The organism is Synechococcus sp. BA-120 BA3 (genome assembly GCF_034931285.1).
Taxonomy (GTDB): domain Bacteria; phylum Cyanobacteriota; class Cyanobacteriia; order PCC-6307; family Cyanobiaceae; genus Cyanobium.
Genome location: NZ_JAYGHZ010000021.1, coordinates 1 through 15,613, shown reverse-complemented (window position 1 = coordinate 15,613; position 15,613 = coordinate 1). Strand labels below are relative to the sequence as shown.

At 68.0% G+C, this 15,613-nt stretch carries 13 protein-coding genes; 8 read left to right on the top strand and 5 right to left on the bottom strand.

Annotated features, from left to right (window positions below):
• Positions 1 to 593: nucleotide-binding domain containing protein (locus VB737_RS02080; protein ID WP_500310717.1), on the top strand; the 593-nt coding region annotated here is incomplete at its 5' end.
• Here the strand turns inward: VB737_RS02080 and VB737_RS02075 are convergent.
• The 3 genes from VB737_RS02075 to VB737_RS02065 form a co-directional block, all read right to left on the bottom strand.
• Positions 575 to 1,948, bottom strand: coding sequence for a (Fe-S)-binding protein (locus VB737_RS02075; protein WP_500310715.1), 1,374 nt, complete (start codon positions 1,946 to 1,948; stop codon positions 575 to 577). The two genes, VB737_RS02080 and VB737_RS02075, sit on opposite strands and share 19 nt — an antisense overlap.
• A gap of 45 nt (positions 1,949 to 1,993) precedes the next feature.
• A complete protein-coding gene (locus tag VB737_RS02070; protein ID WP_500310714.1) occupies positions 1,994 to 2,851 on the bottom strand; it encodes an ATP-grasp fold amidoligase family protein in 858 nt (285 codons plus the stop codon).
• Positions 2,852 to 3,000: 149 nt separating this feature from the next.
• Positions 3,001 to 4,431, bottom strand: coding sequence for an NADP-dependent isocitrate dehydrogenase (locus VB737_RS02065; protein ID WP_500310713.1), 1,431 nt, complete (start codon positions 4,429 to 4,431; stop codon positions 3,001 to 3,003).
• A gap of 70 nt (positions 4,432 to 4,501) precedes the next feature.
• Here VB737_RS02065 and VB737_RS02060 point away from each other — a divergent pair, with 70 nt between their 5' ends.
• From VB737_RS02060 to VB737_RS02035, 6 genes are all read left to right on the top strand, one after another.
• Positions 4,502 to 4,954 carry a Tery_1686 family protein gene (locus VB737_RS02060; protein ID WP_106221087.1) on the top strand — a complete coding sequence of 151 codons (453 nt, stop codon included), beginning with the start codon at positions 4,502 to 4,504 and terminating at the stop codon, positions 4,952 to 4,954.
• A gap of 76 nt (positions 4,955 to 5,030) precedes the next feature.
• Positions 5,031 to 5,744: a biliverdin-producing heme oxygenase gene (locus tag VB737_RS02055; RefSeq protein WP_500310711.1), complete on the top strand. Its 714-nt coding sequence runs from the start codon at positions 5,031 to 5,033 to the stop codon at positions 5,742 to 5,744.
• Between the two features lie 40 nt (positions 5,745 to 5,784).
• The gene (locus VB737_RS02050) at positions 5,785 to 6,819 is read left to right on the top strand and encodes a glycosyltransferase (protein ID WP_500310709.1); all 1,035 of its coding nucleotides are present in this window, start codon (positions 5,785 to 5,787) and stop codon (positions 6,817 to 6,819) included.
• A gap of 63 nt (positions 6,820 to 6,882) precedes the next feature.
• Entirely contained in the window at positions 6,883 to 8,718 is a 1,836-nt protein-coding gene (locus tag VB737_RS02045) for an ABC transporter ATP-binding protein (protein ID WP_500310707.1), read from the top strand.
• Between the two features lie 154 nt (positions 8,719 to 8,872).
• Positions 8,873 to 11,266, top strand: coding sequence for a UvrD-helicase domain-containing protein (locus VB737_RS02040; protein WP_500310706.1), 2,394 nt, complete (start codon positions 8,873 to 8,875; stop codon positions 11,264 to 11,266).
• A complete protein-coding gene (locus tag VB737_RS02035) occupies positions 11,263 to 12,126 on the top strand; it encodes a glycosyltransferase family 2 protein (protein WP_500310704.1) in 864 nt (287 codons plus the stop codon). The genes VB737_RS02040 and VB737_RS02035 overlap by 4 nt, the downstream gene beginning before the upstream one ends.
• Here VB737_RS02035 and VB737_RS02030 read toward each other — a convergent pair.
• Entirely contained in the window at positions 12,110 to 13,024 is a 915-nt protein-coding gene (locus VB737_RS02030) for a glycosyltransferase family protein (RefSeq protein ID WP_500310702.1), read from the bottom strand. The genes VB737_RS02035 and VB737_RS02030 overlap by 17 nt on opposite strands.
• Before the next feature lie 81 nt (positions 13,025 to 13,105).
• On the bottom strand, positions 13,106 to 14,395 hold the full coding sequence (locus tag VB737_RS02025) for a rhamnan synthesis F family protein (protein WP_500310700.1): 1,290 nt from the start codon (positions 14,393 to 14,395) through the stop codon (positions 13,106 to 13,108).
• Positions 14,396 to 14,576: 181 nt separating this feature from the next.
• On the opposite strand from VB737_RS02025, the gene VB737_RS02020 reads away from it, so the two are divergent.
• On the top strand, positions 14,577 to 15,613 hold a 1,037-nt coding region (locus VB737_RS02020; protein WP_500310698.1), incomplete at its 3' end, for a tRNA nucleotidyltransferase/poly(A) polymerase family protein.

The window sequence follows — 15,613 nt, the reverse complement described above, 5'->3', positions numbered from 1 at the left end:
ATGGGGATAGGAGGCAGGTGCTGGTGGGTTCCCACGGGCCCCGGGCCGACCGGCAGCTGGAGCGTCTGCTGGCGGCACCCGCCTGCGTCGGGGTGGAACTGGAGGTAGCCAAGGTCCAGCGGCTGCTGGAGGGCCCGGAACCCGCCCGGCTGCTGGCCTCCCTGGAGCAGGCCTGGGGTCGGCGTCTGGCGGAGGTGCTGGCCGGGGGGCACACGCCGGTGCTCTACACCAGCCGTGGTGAGGCCCGCTGCCGCCATGCCGGCGAGCGCCGGGCGCTGGGGTTGGCCCTGGCGGGGGTGATGGCGCGGCTGGCCGCCGCCCTGGCCCCCGCCCTGGGCTACCTGATCAGCAAGGGGGGCATCACCACCCACACCCTCCTGGCCGACGGGCTGGATCTGGATCACGTGGAGCTCCAGGGCCAGCTGCTGCCGGGACTGTCGCTGGTGCTGGCCGCCACGGAAACCGCCGTCGGGACAGGCCCTGTGGTCGATCCGGGTCCCCTGCCCGTGCTCACCTTCCCCGGCAATCTCGGCGACGCGGACACCCTGCGGGAGGCCTTGCGCTGGATGGAAACTCAGGCCGGACCGGCATAGCTGCGATCCAGCAGCTCGATCGGATGGAGCACCGGCAATGGCCGCCCCTGCCCCTCCATCGCCTGGCGGATCTGGAGGGTGCAGCCGATGTTGGCGCTCACGGCCAGCTCGGCGCCGGTGCCGGACAGATCGGCGGCCTTGATCCGCCCCAGTTCGGCGGCCTCCTCCGGCTGCACGAGGTTGTAGATGCCGGCGCTGCCGCAGCAGACGCCGGCTTCGGTGGCTTCGCGGATCCGCACGTGGGGGATCCGGCCCAGCAGGCGCCGGGGCTGGGCCGCCAGACCCTGGCCGTGCAGCTGATGGCAGGCATCGTGATAGGCCACGACGAACGGCCGCTCGGCGCTGGCCGGCTGGCCGTCGCCGTGGGTCAGGGGCTGCAGGGCCGCCAGGAAGCCCTCGCTCAGCCCGACCGAGTCGAGGAATTCCTGCAGGTCGGCCACCCTCCCCAGCACGGGAAGGCGGTTGCCCAGGATCTGCTCGTAGGCCTTCAGGGTGTGGCCGCAGCCCGAGGCGGCCACCACCACGGCATCCAGCGGTTCCGGACCCGCCGACCGCCCGGGGCCGATCACCGCCTCGAAGCTGGCCACCAGGGCCGATGCCAGCTCCCGGGTCTGCTCCAGTTCCCCCTGGTGGTGAGTCATGGCACCGCAGCAGCCCTGGTCGGGGGGGATCACCACCTCGATGCCGTTGGCGGCCAGCACCCGGACGGCGGCGGCGTTGACCCCCGGCTCGAACACCCGCTGCACGCAGCCGAGCACCAGCCCGACCCGCTGGCGGCGGGGCCCCACGGCCGGCACCAGCACGGGCCAGTCGTCACGGAAGGACTGCGCGGGCAGGGGCGGCAGGAGCTTTTCCATCACCGCGACCTGGGGTCCGAACAGGCGGGTGAGGCCACTGCGGCGCGCCAGGGCCTGCAGGGGTGTGCCGGCATAGGCCCGCAGGGGGGTCAGCAGGGCCCGCAGCCGCCCGGGGTAAGGGAGCAGGGCGAACAGCAGGCGCCGGAAGGCGCGCTGGCCGGGGCTGCGCAGCTCGGGTGCGTTCAGCCGCGGCCGCATCGTCTCGATCAGCTCGTCGTAGCGCACACCCGCCGGACAGGCGGTGACGCAGGCGAAGCAGCCCAGACAGGTGTCGAAATGCTTCGCCACCGTGGCATCCAGCGTCAGCTCACCGGCGTCGATGGCCTTGAGGGCATGGATGCGCCCCCGGGGCGAGTCCATCTCGGTACCCAGCACCCGGTAGCTGGCGCAGGTGGGCAGGCAGAAACCGCAGTGCACGCAGGGGTCGGCGGCAACGAAGCCGGCGGCGGGCTCTCCGGCAGCCGGGGAACCGCTGGTCGCGATGGACGGAAGGCTCATGCCGCCCATTCTGATTGCTTGCCCGGGCCCGAGGCCAAAGGCCGTTCAGTCCCAGAAGGCACCGAACCAGGCATCCCACTGCCGCGGCATCCGCAGCCAGATGCCCGCCCCCGGGTAGGGCGTCAGTTCCCCCACCAGGGCACCCCTGTCGCTGATGTAGCCGTCAACCCGCAGGAAGGATGTCTCTACGGAAAGCTTCTCCGCGAGGGCAAGGAAATCCTCCAGCGGCTGACGATCGGAGCCGCTGAGGGCCGGCCAGTGGTCGTACTGCGACCGCACCAGCGGCAGGGGCTGGAGGGCCTCATCGAGGAACAGTTCCTTGGCGCGGGGCAGATCCCGCTGGCTGCTGCGGCGGGGAACAAGGGCGGATTCCTGTCGGAACAGCCTCACCCCCCTGACCCGGCCGCTGAAGCAGAACGCGCTTATCTCCGTGCACTGTCCGCCGGCGAAACTCAGAAACTCCTCGGCAATGAGCCGGCGCGGCACCCCCCTGTAGCCCCATTCCTGGTACGTATCGGCGTAGTCGGTGCCCAGCCAGTTGCGTACCTCCTCCAGCACCACCGCATCGAGGCCATGGGTGCTGGCGGTCACCAGCTGATACCACCCGGATCCGTGACTGGCCTTGAGCATCCAGCGCTCCGGCAGGGGCTGTGCGGTCAGCGACTCCATGCTGTCGGCCACCGCCAGGGTGTGAGGGGTGCGGTCCACTCCGATGCGGGCCGCGACCCATTCCTTGGCGGCGATCTTGTCGCAGAAGGTGTGCAGCAGGGGGTCGCGGTCCGTCAGGATCCGATGCAGGATCCGCTCGCTCAGCAGCGTGGGGTGGCGGAGATCGGGAGCGGCCCCATTGACCTGCCGGTAGCAGGTGGCCAGTTGCACCCGCTTGGGCAGAACCCTGATCAAACGTCGAGCTGCGTGGGACTTCCAGCTCCTGACTGACTGCATCCCCGAGATGACGGATCCGGATCGGACCTTAAGGAGGTTGTCATGGTTCTGGGGGCCATTGCCGAGAAACTCGGTGAGGCTGGACCACCCCCAGGCTTCCGCTGGCTTCAGCCTCCGAAGTGGCGCACCACGGCTTCGGCGAAGCCGGAGCAGCTCACGGCCTCGGCGCGGGGCTCCATCAGCCGGGCTAGGTCGTAGGTGACCTCCTTGTTGGCGATCGCGGCGCTGATCCCCTTCGTGATCAGGTCGGCCGCCTCCTGCCAGCCCATGTACTCGAGCATCATCACGCCGGAGAGGATCACCGATCCCGGGTTGATGCGGTCGAGGCCGGCGTGCTTGGGGGCCGTGCCGTGGGTGGCCTCGAAGATCGCCGCGTTGTCGCCGATGTTGGCCCCCGGCGCCATGCCCAGGCCGCCCACCACCGCCGCCGCCGCGTCGGAGATGTAGTCGCCGTTGAGGTTGAGGGTGCAGAGCACCGAATACTCCTGGGGTCGGGTCTGGATCTGCTGGAAGATGCTGTCGGCGATGCGGTCGTCGACCATCACCATCGACTTCCACTTGCCGCCGCCGTGGCTGGTGCCGATCGCGTCGAGCACGGCCTTCACCTCCGCATCGACGGCCGCCTTCTTCTCGGGGGTGAGGCTGTCGTAGCCGGGTTCGATCAGGCGGGCGTTGTCCTCGATGCTGAGGCCGGGCTGCTCCTCCAGGTTGCCCAGGATCCAGCTCTCCCGCTCGGTGACGCACTGGTCACGGAATTCGGTGGTAGCCAGCTCGTAGCCCCAGTCGCGGAAGGCCCCCTCGGTGAACTTCATGATGTTGCCCTTGTGCACCAGGGTCACGTGGCGCTTGGCGCCCTCCAGTCCCAGGGCATGACGGATGGCCTTGCGCACGTGGCGCTGGGTGCCCGCCTTGCTCACCGGCTTGATGCCGATGCCGGCGCCCTCGGGGATGCGGCGCTTGCCCAGCTTGCCGTTGGCGGGGATCACGGTGTCGTTGAGGTGGGCGATCAGCTCCACGCACACCGGATCGCTGGCCTCCCACTCGATCCCCATGTAGATGTCCTCGGTGTTCTCCCGGTAGACCACCACATCCAGGTCCTGGGGCCGCTTGTGGGGGCTGGGGGTGCCGTCGTAGTAGCGGCAGGGACGCACGCAGCAGTAGAGGTCGAAGATCTGGCGCAGGGCCACGTTCAGCGAGCGGATGCCGCCGCCGATCGGGGTGGTGAGGGGGCCCTTGATCGCCACCCCGTAGGCCTCGATCGCCGTGAGGGTGTCCTGGGGCAGGTACTGGTAGGTGCCGTAGAGCTCGCAGGCCTCGTCGCCGGCATACACCTTGAACCACTCGATGCGGCGATCGCCGCCGTAGGCCTTGGCCACGGCCGCGTCCAGCACCCGCTGGGTGGCCGGCCAGATGTCCACGCCGGTGCCGTCACCGCGGATGAAGGGGATGATCGGGTCGTTGGGAACGATCGGCTGGCCGCCCTCGAATCGGATCGCCGTGCCGCTGGCTGGGACGGTGAGCTTCTCGTATGTGGCCATTGAGTCGGCACGGAACGCGTGGGTGAGCCTAGGTTTCGGGGACATTGGCTTTCTGCTCAGGGGAAACGGCATGAATGCGGCCGACCAGGCCCGATCGGTGGAACTGGCCGCCGCGATCGCCGCGGTGGTGGGGCACTTCCGCCTGCATTTCCCCGCCGCCCGGGCCAACCTCACCCCCTGGCGCGACGATCCCCTCACCCGGGCGTTCGACGAGCGGGAGACCCTGGATCTCTCCTTCCACTTCCCCGGCTGGAGCCCCCGCCTGCAGTGCCGCTCGCTGCTGGTGCAGCTGCGCCTGGAGCGGGCGCCGGTCGGATCGGGGGAACGGCCCCGGCTGCTGGGTGTGCTGATCCGCGGCCTCACCTATGAATCCGAGCGCTGGCGCCTGGCCACGGTGGGCGACTGGCAGCCCTCGGGTTCCCATCTCCCCAGCGAGGAGGTGGTCGGCGTGCTGCAGCAGGTGTGCCGCGAGCTGTTTGATCTCTTCGGCGATGTGTCGGCCGGCGGCAGCCGAGCCGCGTAATCCTTCGCAACCTTGCCGCGTCGTCCCGCAGGCCCCACCTACGTTTGTAGGCCTGCCCGCGCAGCCTCCCGATCCCATGCCCGTCGCCCTTGCCTCCCAACTCCGTGAGGGAACGAAGAAAGCCCACACCATGGCCGAGAACACCGGCTTCGTGAGCTGTTTCCTCAAGGGGGTCGTCGACAAGGCCAGCTATCGCACCCTGGTGGCCGACCTGTGGTTCGTGTACAGCGCCATGGAGGAGGAGATCGGCAAGCTGGCCAACCATCCGGTGGTCGGTCCGATCGCCTCGCCCGAGCTCAACCGCCGCGAGTCCCTCGAGGCGGATCTCACCTTCTATTTCGGCGGCGACTGGCGCCAGCAGATCCGCGCCACCCCCGGCGCCCAGGAGTATGTGGCCCGCCTGCACCAGGTGGCGCGGGAGTGCCCCGAGCTGCTGGTCGGCCACCACTACACCCGCTACATCGGCGACCTTTCCGGCGGCCAGATCCTCAAGAACATCGCCCAGAAGGCGATGAACCTGGGCGAGCACGATGGTCTGCGGTTCTACGAATTCGACGCCATCGACGACGAGAAGGCCTTCAAGACCAACTACCGCGCCACCCTCGACAGCCTGCCCATCGACCAGGCCATGGCTGACCGGATCGTGGCTGAGGCCAATGAAGCCTTCCACTGCAACATGAAGATGTTCCAGGAGCTCGAAGGCAACCTGGTGGCGGCGATCGGCAAGGTGCTGTTCGGTTTCCTCACCCGTCGCACCCGCGCCGGCAGCACCGAGGCCGTCCCCGCCTAGGTTTCCCAGGCCAGCGGCGGCCGCCGCCCCTCCGAACCGCGTGCGCCCGATCCGTTTCCTGCTGCCCGGCACCACCGGCCGCCTCCGCGGAGGCGGCCTGCTGGTGGAACTGCAGACCGCAAGGCTGACCTCGAAGCTGACCCCCACCGAGGTGGTCACCTACCGGAAGCGGGAAGCGGATCACCCGTTCCTGGACGATCTGCTGGCACGGGAGCAGGTGCCCGGGGAGGCCCTCTGGATCGTCAGCTGGGGCTTTGACGTGCCCCGCCTGCTGCGGCGACTGCGGGGCAGGCCGGTGGCGTACCACGCCCACAGCAGCGGTTACGGGTTTTCGTTGCCGCCCGGGGTGCCGCTGCTGGCGGTGAGCCGCAACACCCTCGGGTACTGGGGCGACCGGGCCCCCCGCAATCCCCTGTTCCTGGTGCCGAACGCGCTGCAGCCCCAGTGGCTTGAGCGGGGCAACCGGGCGGCCCCCGTGGGCTGCGGTCGCCCCATCGATGTCCTGGTGCAGCAGCGCAAGAGCAGCCACTACCTCCTGGCGCAGCTGGTGCCGGCCCTGCGCCGGCGCGGCTTGCGGGTGGAGGTCCAGAGCGGCTGGGTGGACGATCTGGTGGATCTGTTCAACAGTGCGGCCGTCGTTCTCTACGACTCCGCTGACTACTGGCGGGGCCGGGGGGTGAGCGAGGGTTTCGGCCTGCCGCCCCTGGAGGCGATGGCCTGCGGCTGTGTGGTGTTCAGCAGCCTCAACCACGCCCTGGCCGACAGCCTTGATCCGGGGGTGGTTGGCCACCAGATCGGCTGCGGCAGCCTGGAGCACGATCTGGAGAGGATCCAGGCGGCGGTGGCCGACCCGCTGGCCTGGCTGCCGCCGCCGGCCCGGCTCGCCAGCCTGCTGGAGGCCTGCAGCGAGCCGATGCTGCAGGAACGCTGGCATTCGGCCCTGGAGGCCATCGACGCCCACTGGACCCACCTGCTGGTGGAAGGGGCCTCGCCGCTGCGTTCGCCTCCCCTCCTGGCCGTGCGGATCGACCAGTGGCGGCGCCGGTTTTCGGCCATGTGGCGATCACTGAACTGACTGGCTGGCGCAGCGGCGGCCCCTCGGGCCGCACGGGTACGATTCCCGCAAAAGTCTGACCAGATGTTTCGCAAAAGCCAAACCTTCAAGAGTTTGGTGCGACTTCTGGCCCAATTGCCGCGTCGCCGCAAGCGGGCGCTGATGCGCCTGATCCCGCTGGCCATTCTCGCCGGCGTGGCTGATCTGGTGGTGGTGGCCCTGGTGGCCCGCCTGTTCACCGTGGTCGTCGGCGGGGAGAACCGCCCCTCCATCCCCTGGGAAGGCCTGGTTCCAGAAGATCCCCGGGTCAAGGTGGTGATCCTGGTACTGGCCTTCGTTGCGGCTGCCTGGTTTTCCTCGCTCTCCAAGCTGCTGTTGCGGGCCTTCCAGCTGCGGCTCAAGGCCTCAATCTGGCGGGACCTTTCCGACATGGCCCAGCGCAAGCTGATCGCCCAGCCCTATGTCTATTTTCTCGGAGAGTCAAATTCGGATATCTCCGCCAAGGTGCTGATCAATGTGTCGCGGGTCGCCGACATTGTTGTGTTGCCCCTTCTCCAGCTGGCCAGTGGCGTGTTCGTGATCGCCCTGCTTTCCGCCGGGATGCTGATCGTGGGCAAATTACTGGCGGTTGTGCTGATTGTGGGTCTGCTGGCCGGCTATCTGCTGATCTCCACCGCCATCACCCCCTTCCTGCGTTTTGCCGCCCGGCAGCGCATTCTGCTCGAGGTGCGCACCAATTCGATCCTTTCGGAGTCGATGCGCACGATTCTCGATGTGCAGCTCACCGGATCCGAGCCCTACTTTGAGCGCCACTACCAGCAGGCGGGGCGCGACACGATTCCGTTCATGTGGAAGGCCGATGTCCTCCCGGAGACACCGCGAGCGCTGATCGAACCGCTCGGCATCACCATGATCTTCGCGGCCGGAATGCTCCCCCTGCTCTCTAACCCCGATCCCGGGGCGTTGCTGAAGATCATTCCGTTCCTGGCCACGGTAGCGGTCACCTCCCTCAAGCTCACACCGCCGCTGCAGGACAGCTTCCGGGCCATTACCTCCCTGAGGGCGGGCCTTCCTGACCTTGAGGAGACCCTCAAACTGATTGAATTGCCCGAGACCCGGCTCACCATTCGCTCCGAAGGCGTGCCTTCTCCTGATGGGGTCATGCCCAAGCGTGTCATCCGGCTCAAGAACGTCAGCTACCGCTATCCGGGGACTGATGTGAATGTGCTCCATGACATCTCCATGTCGATCCCGGTGGGCTCCCGCGTGGCCTTTGTCGGTGCCACTGGCAGCGGCAAGACCACCACCGCCAACCAGTTGCTCTGCCTGCTGCGGCCCAGCAGCGGCACCCTGCAGTTGGACGGCATTGATGTGGATGATGCCGATGTGCCCGCTTGGCAGGCCAACTGCGCCTATGTGCCGCAGTCGATCAATCTTCTCAACGGCAACATCATCGAGAACATCGCCTTCGCCGAGGAGGTCGACGCGGTGGATCAGATGCGGGTCTGGGAGGCTCTCCAGGCCGCCCAACTCGCCGACATCGTCGCCGAGCTTCCCCTTGGTCTGTTCACCCCGATCGGCGACAACGGCATCCGCCTGTCGGGTGGACAGCGCCAACGGCTGGCGCTGGCGCGTGCGTTCTATCGCGATGCCAAGTTCCTGGTGCTCGATGAGGCCACCAGCGCCCTCGACAACCGCACTGAATCCGAGGTGATGGATGCCATTGAAGTGATCGGACGCCGCTGTACCTTGGTGGTGATCGCCCACCGACTCTCCACAGTCATGCGGTCGGATTGCATCTTCGAATTCGAGAGAGGACATATCAAAGCCTATGGAAGCTTCGAGCAACTGCGTCAGCGCTCTGATTCTTTCGACGACCTTGCCTCCTTTGAGCGCCGCCTGTTTAGTCCTCTTGGTTGATGCCGAAGAGCTAGCGACCCCGTTTGTTGGCTATGGATTGCGGAAACAGAACCGCGGCTTTTCGTTTATCTGATCGACCCGTATCTGTTCCGATCGGCGCGCCTATCGGAAGGGGGCTGCTAGGGTCCGATTTCAACCTTCCACGCCGGGGCCTGTGAGTTTTCTGGCCGGTCTGAACGAGGCCCAGCGGCGGGCGGTCGATCACCACACCGGCCCGCTGCTGGTGGTGGCCGGGGCCGGCAGCGGCAAGACCCGGGCCCTGACCCACCGCATCGCCCACCTGATCGGGCACCACGGCGTCGATCCAGCCCAGGTGCTGGCGGTCACCTTCACCAACAAGGCCGCCCGCGAGATGAAGGAGCGCCTGGAGGTGCTGCTGGCCCAGCGGCTGGCCCAGAGCCAGTTCGGCCAGCCCTGGAGCACCCTGCCGGCCAGGGAGCAGAAGCAGCTGCGCAGCCGCATCTACCGGGAGGTGATCAAGGACCTCTGGATCGGCACCTTCCACGCCCTGTTCGCCCGGCTGCTCCGCTTCGACATCGACAAGTTCCGGGACCCCGAGGGACTCACCTGGACGCGCCAGTTCTCCATCTACGACGAGAGCGACGCCCAGAGCCTGGTCAAGGAGATCGTCACCCAGGAGATGCAGCTCGACCCCAAACGCTTCGAGCCGAAGAAGGTGCGCTGGGCGATCAGCAGCGCCAAGAACCAGGGCTGGCTGCCGGAGCGGCTCGAGGAGGAGCACCCCGGCCCCCGCGGCAAGCACGAGGCCGAGGCCTACCGCCGCTACCGGCGCGCCCTGGCCGCCAACAACGCCCTTGATTTCGACGACCTGCTGCTGATGCCGGTGCAGCTGCTGCAGCAGAACGAGCAGATCCGCCACTACTGGCACCGCCGCTTCCGCCACGTGCTGGTGGACGAATACCAGGACACCAACCGCACCCAGTACGACCTGATCAAGCTGCTGGTGGCCAACGGCCATCCCCCCGAAACCTTCAGTGACTGGGACGGGCGCTCGGTGTTCGTGGTGGGCGACGCCGACCAGAGCATCTACAGCTTCCGGGCCGCCGATTTCACGATCCTGATGGGGTTCCAGCAGGAGTTCGGCGACGGCTCCCTCGACGCCGACACCGGCACGATGGTGAAGCTGGAGGAGAACTACCGCTCCACGGCCACGATCCTGGAGGCGGCCAACGCCCTGATCGCCAACAACAGCGAGCGCATCGACAAGGTGCTGCGCCCCACCCGCGGGGAGGGGGAGCCCATCAGCCTCACCCGCTGCGACGACGAGATCGCTGAGGCCGAGGCGGTGGTGCACCGGATGCGGATGCTGGAAGCGGCCCACCCCGAGCTGCGCTGGGGCGACATGGCCGTGCTGTACCGCACCAACGCCCAGTCCCGCGCCCTGGAGGAGTCGCTGGTGCGCTGGGGCCTCCCCTACATCGTGGTGGGGGGCCTGCGGTTCTACGACCGGCGCGAGATCAAGGATGTGCTCGCCTACCTGCGCCTGCTGGTCAATCCGGCCGACACCGTCAGCCTGCTGCGGGTGCTGAACGTGCCCCGGCGGGGCATCGGCAAGACCACCATCGAGCGCCTCACCGATGCGGCTAACCAGCTGGGGATGCCCCTGTGGGAGGTGGTCAGCGATCCGGAGGCGGTGCGCTCCCTCGCCGGCCGATCCGCCCGGGGGGTGCTGCAGTTCCAGGAGCTGATCGCCGACCTGAGCCGCCGCCTGCAGGACGCTCCCCCCTCCGAGCTGGTGCAGCGGGTGATGGAGCAGAGCGGCTACCTGGCCGAGCTGCTGGCCGAGGCCACCGATGAATCGGAGGAGCGGCGCCGCAACCTGCAGGAACTGGTCAACGCGGCCCTGCAATACCAGGAGGAGAACGAGGAGGGCTCCCTGGAGGGTTTTCTGGCCTCCGCCGCCCTGGCCAGCGATGCCGACAGCAAGGACACCGAAGCCGACCGGATCACGCTGATGACCCTGCACGCCAGCAAGGGGCTGGAGTTTCCGGTGGTCTTTCTGGTGGGGCTCGAGCAGGGCCTGTTCCCCAGCTACCGGTCCCTGGAGGACCCCGCCGCCCTCGAGGAGGAGCGCCGCCTCTGCTACGTGGGCATCACCCGCGCCAAGGAACGGCTGTTCCTCTCCCACGCCAGCGAGCGACGGCTCTGGGGAGGGATGCGGGAGCCGGCGGTGCCGTCGGTGTTCCTCTCCGAGCTGCCCGAGGCCCTGCTCCAGGGCGACATCCCCCGCAGCGGCGGTGCGGCCCTGCGGCGGGAGCAGCGGCTGGAGCGGCTCACCCGAGTGGATCGGGACGACAGCCAGCGGGTCGCCGCCGGCGGGGCGGCCGGTGTTCCTGCCAATGCGGTGCGCCGCCGTGGCGCCCCCCGCACCTGGGCCGTGGGGGATCGGGTGCGGCACAGCAGCTTCGGCGAGGGCCAGGTCACCCACCTGTTCGGCAGCGGGGAGAAGACCTCCATCGCCGTGAAGTTCGAAGGCATGGGGCCGAAGATCCTCGATCCGCGCCTGGCTCCGATCGAACCGGCATGACCCCGCCGCTGGTCACCGCCGTGGTGCCCACCCGCAACCGCCGCGAGACCACCCTGCGCTTCCTGGACGCCATGGCCAGCCAGACCCACGGTGCCCTGCGGGTGGTGGTGGTCGATGCCAACTCCAGCGACGGCACCGTGGCGGCGATCCGCCGGCAGCATCCCCAGGTGACGGTGGTGGCCGCCGACGACCGGGATTTCTGGGCCGGTGCCACCAACCGCGGCGTCCGCCGGGCCCTGGCGGCCGGCACCGACTACGTTCTCACCATCAACGACGATGCCGTCGTGCCCGCCGATTACGTGGAGCGGATGGTGGCCCTGGCCCAGCGCCACGGCTGCAGCATCCTCGGCAGCCGCATCGACCTGCTGGCCGAGCCCGGGCGGATCTGGGCCCTGGGCACCCGCACCGACTGGGGCACGGACCGCTTCCTGCGCCTCTCCCACCACGATGACCTGGCCAGCCAGCTGGATCCGGCGCTGGCGGCCGCCGAGGTGCTCCCTGCCGAGGCGATGCCGGGCAACGGGGTGCTGATCCGCCGGGAGGTCTTCGGCCGGGTCGGCCTCTACGACGCCCGTTGGCTGCCCCACTACCACGCCGATTCCGAGTGGGTGATGCGGGCGGTCCGCCGGGGCGTGGAGGCCCGCGTCACCCCGGGGGTCGTGGTCCTCAACGACTTCGGCGACGAGCAGAAACGCCTGCCCTTGGCCAGCCTGAGAGGGCTGGTGTTCACCTTCTTCCATCCCAAGTCCCACCTTTACCTGCCGGCGGTGGTCGCCATCCTCTGGCGTCACTGTCCTCCTGCCCAGCGCTGGCCCACCCTGCGGGCCCTGGCGGGCCGTTTCCTCAGGATGAGACGGTGAAGGACGTGCGTGGATGGGGCGGCTCCGGCCGGCCCAGGAACCACCGCCAGCACCAGCGCAGGTAATCCCCCAGGCCCCACCAGCGGCCCCGGGCCCGCTCCGGATCGGAGAGACAGAAGCTCAGGGGGCGGAGGGCGTAATAGAGCAGGTTCAGCAGCAGGGCCAGGGGAGTGGCGTGGCGATGCAGGAAATAGAGCTTGCTGAAGGTGGCGTGCTGGTACTTGGCCCGGGGGGCCCGCCGGGTGATGGCCGACACCTGGTGCTCCACCAGCACGGCCTGGGTGACCCGCAGGCGGTAGCCCAGCCGATGGTGGCGCTCGCAGATGTCGGCGTCCTCGTAGTCGAGGAAGTAGCGGGGGTCGAACTGGGGACAGTCCCGCAGCCCCCCCAGCCGGAAGATCATGCTGCAGCCCGAGATCCAGCGGGTCGGCCAGGTGCGGACCGGGAGGGGGCGGCAATCGTCACTGGGAAAACGATGGCCCAGCTGGCCGGTCCAGCGGTTGAAGCTGCCGTGGCTGAACCAGACATCCCCCTGGGGGTCCCGGATCCGGGTGCCGAGCATGGCGATCTGATCGTCGTCCTGCAGGCACTGCCTCACGTAGGCGATCGCCCCCCGATCGAGTCGGGCGTCGGGGTTGATCAGCCAGGCCACCGCCTGCCTGTCGCTCTGCCACACGTGGCGGAGCCCCAGATTGCAGCCGCTGCCGAAGCCGAGGTTGGCACCCGCCTCGATCAGGGTCACCGGCAGGGGCGGGCTCTTGGTGTCGATCCACTGGCGCAGGCTCTGGTCTGCAGGGGAATTGTTGACGACGATGAACCGCAGGGATGCCGGGTCTTCGGCGCTGGCGCCGATCGCCTCAATCAGGCCGCGGATGAAATCCCCACAGTGATAGTTCACCGTGATGAAGTGAATGGGAAGACTGGCTGTGGATGGCCTGTCCATCAACGGAGCAGCGCGACGTTGTGCTCGCAGTGGCGATCACTCATAGGTGGAGGGGTACACAAAGGTTCCCGTGATCCCTTTGATCGCCGCTTCCCGCAGGCGGTTGTTGTAGCTGAGCGGCACTCCACGCCGATACATGAGATCCCGGAACTCTTCGACATACGGTTCTACATCTCCGCTCAGGAGAGATTGCTTCACCACCTCCCTGAACAGGCTGATCGCCTGGGCCATGGTGTAGCTGCCTGCGGTGCAGAGATCATGCTTCACGAAGGGACAGTGCAGGTAGAAGGGGTAGAGGAAGGCGGCAATGTGGCTGGGATTGCCATTCTCGATGAGATCGGCGATGTTGTAGAGCTGTGCGCCAGACAGTTTTTCATGCTGATCACTCTGCAGCATCAGCTGCTGCAGGGAGTAGCCGATCTTGCGCCGCTGGGACGTGCGTGCCGGCGATGGCATCAACCGGAAAACCTCCTCGGCAGGCACCCCGCCTTCGCTCCTGAAATGGCGTTCAAGGGCCTCCTGGAGCTTGTCACTGGTATAGAGGGTGTCAACGGCGCCAAACCGTCGGTAAACGTCCTGGGATAGGGCGATCTCTCCATTGTAGATACAATGCCCCCGGTGGGAGAGTGGCGTGTAGTTCTTCCAGAATTCCAGAAAGGTCCTGGAACGGAAGATGTCGGGCTTGAGAACCTGGAAATAGGATTGGTAGTGGGTCTGGATCTGGTGGCTGATGTGGCTGAACAGGGCCTGCTTCTGCGAGCTTGCAAAGGCGTTCAGGGCAGCAATGAGTGCCTGGGCATTGCGGCCCGGAATGAACTGCATCGAGTCATTGGCGATGCACAGCATCTGGCAGCGATCAAGATGCCCTTCGTGATGGAGCAGCAGAACCCCATCCCGGAAGCCGCCGAAGTCCCTGCCGATGTTGTGGTGGTCATAGGCTCGCCAGCAGAGGGACCCTAGGGCGGCGGCCGCGTCCGGATCGGTGCGCTCGTTGTTGATGTAGACCACCGCGAAGCCCGCCGCCTTGAGGGCTTCGATGTAGGCCCGGTTGGAGAGGGTCAGGCGTCTGGAATAGGCAATGAAGAGGGCGATGCGCTCGGGGGTGTCCAGGCCGGCCCCGGACGGTCCGTCGGCGAGGCTGTTGCCGGCGCCCGAATCCAGGCAGATCGGCAGGAAACGTCGCTCCGGGGGACAGCGAAGGCCATGGGGGCCCAGCCAGTAATCAATCAGCGCCTGGAGATAGTCCGCGAGGATGAAGATCTTGATCTTGATCTTCTTCCACAGCCCCAGGGGAGCTTTGAGGACCTTCTTGAAGCTGTCAGTCATTCCGTGCGACCCTGGCGACCTGGGTCTGATTCCACGGCCACCGGCTCGGGCAGGGGGCGTCCGTCATGGAATGTCAGAGCAAATACGTCACGATGATTCCTGTATCGCCAGCAGGCACGATGGCGATCGCCCGACTGTACCCTGCGCCTTCTGGACAACGCTCCATGGGCCAGCCTTGATGATGGTCTCGGCGATCGATCCCGGGGATCTCTCCCTGCCGCCGCGTCTGCTGGCCGCCTTCCATCGGTCGGCGGACTGCGCCGTGCTGGCTGTCGTGGGCGGCGCCGTGCGGGATCTGCTGCTGCATCGGGTGCACCGCGATCCCCTCCGGGGGCTGCCGGATCTCGACCTGGTGGTGGAGCTGACTCCCGGGGCCGATCCGGCCGATTCACGCCCGGCCGCCCATCGCCTGGCGGAGACGCTGCTGCAGGACACCCCGACCGCCGCGGTGGGCTACTGCCAGTTTCACCGGGCCTTCGGCACCGTCGAGCTGGAGCTGGACGGGATTCTGCTCGACCTGGCCAGCGCCCGTCGCGAGACCTACCCGGCCCCCGGGGAGAACCCCGTGGTGACCGACGGCTCCCTTGAGGAGGATCTCGCCCGCCGCGACTTCAGCATCAATGCGATGGCCCTGGTGTTCGCCAGCCCCGGGCCCGGCCTGCGCCTGCTGGATCCCCATGGCGGTGGTGCCGACCTGGCCCACCGGCAGCTGCGCCTGCTGCACCCCAGAAGCCTGGAGGACGACCCCACCCGGATCGTGCGGGCCGCCCGCTATGCCGCCCGGCTGGGGTTCAGCCTGGCCCCCTCCAGCCTGGAGCAGTTGCGCACCACCCTGGCCCGCTGGCCCTGGGGGGAGGAGAGCCGCGGCGCCGGCACCGGTGATGGACGGGTGCCGCCGGCCCTGGGCACGCGGCTGCGGATGGAGCTGGAGCTGCTGCTCAAGCGGGAACCCTGGGAGGCGGCCCTGGGCTACCTGCAGGCCTGGGGCGCCCTGGTGCTGGTGGATCCGGCCCTGCAGTACGACACCGGCTGGCGGCGCCGCCTGCGCTGGGCCCGCCGCTGCGGCTTGCCGCCCCTGGTCGCCCTGCTGGCGGTCAGCGGATCAGCGCCAACCGTGGCGACGCGCCTGCAGCTCCCCCACGGCCAGCAGGGTCTCCTGGCCCAGCTGGCCCTGCTGCGCCAGAGCTGGCAGGCCCTGCATGCAGCGCCGTCCACGGC

Bases quoted from the DNA above. Each gene is read 5' to 3' on its own strand.
- VB737_RS02075 (WP_500310715.1), bottom strand. From the start codon at position 1,948: ATGAGCCTTCCGTCCATCGCGACCAGCGGTTCCCCGGCTGCCGGAGAG.
- VB737_RS02065 (WP_500310713.1), bottom strand. From the start codon at position 4,431: ATGGCCACATACGAGAAGCTCACCGTCCCAGCCAGCGGCACGGCGATC.
- VB737_RS02060 (WP_106221087.1), top strand. From the start codon at position 4,502: ATGAATGCGGCCGACCAGGCCCGATCGGTGGAACTGGCCGCCGCGATC.
- VB737_RS02055 (WP_500310711.1), top strand. From the start codon at position 5,031: ATGCCCGTCGCCCTTGCCTCCCAACTCCGTGAGGGAACGAAGAAAGCC.
- VB737_RS02045 (WP_500310707.1), top strand. From the start codon at position 6,883: ATGTTTCGCAAAAGCCAAACCTTCAAGAGTTTGGTGCGACTTCTGGCC.
- VB737_RS02035 (WP_500310704.1), top strand. From the start codon at position 11,263: ATGACCCCGCCGCTGGTCACCGCCGTGGTGCCCACCCGCAACCGCCGC.
- VB737_RS02025 (WP_500310700.1), bottom strand. From the start codon at position 14,395: ATGACTGACAGCTTCAAGAAGGTCCTCAAAGCTCCCCTGGGGCTGTGG.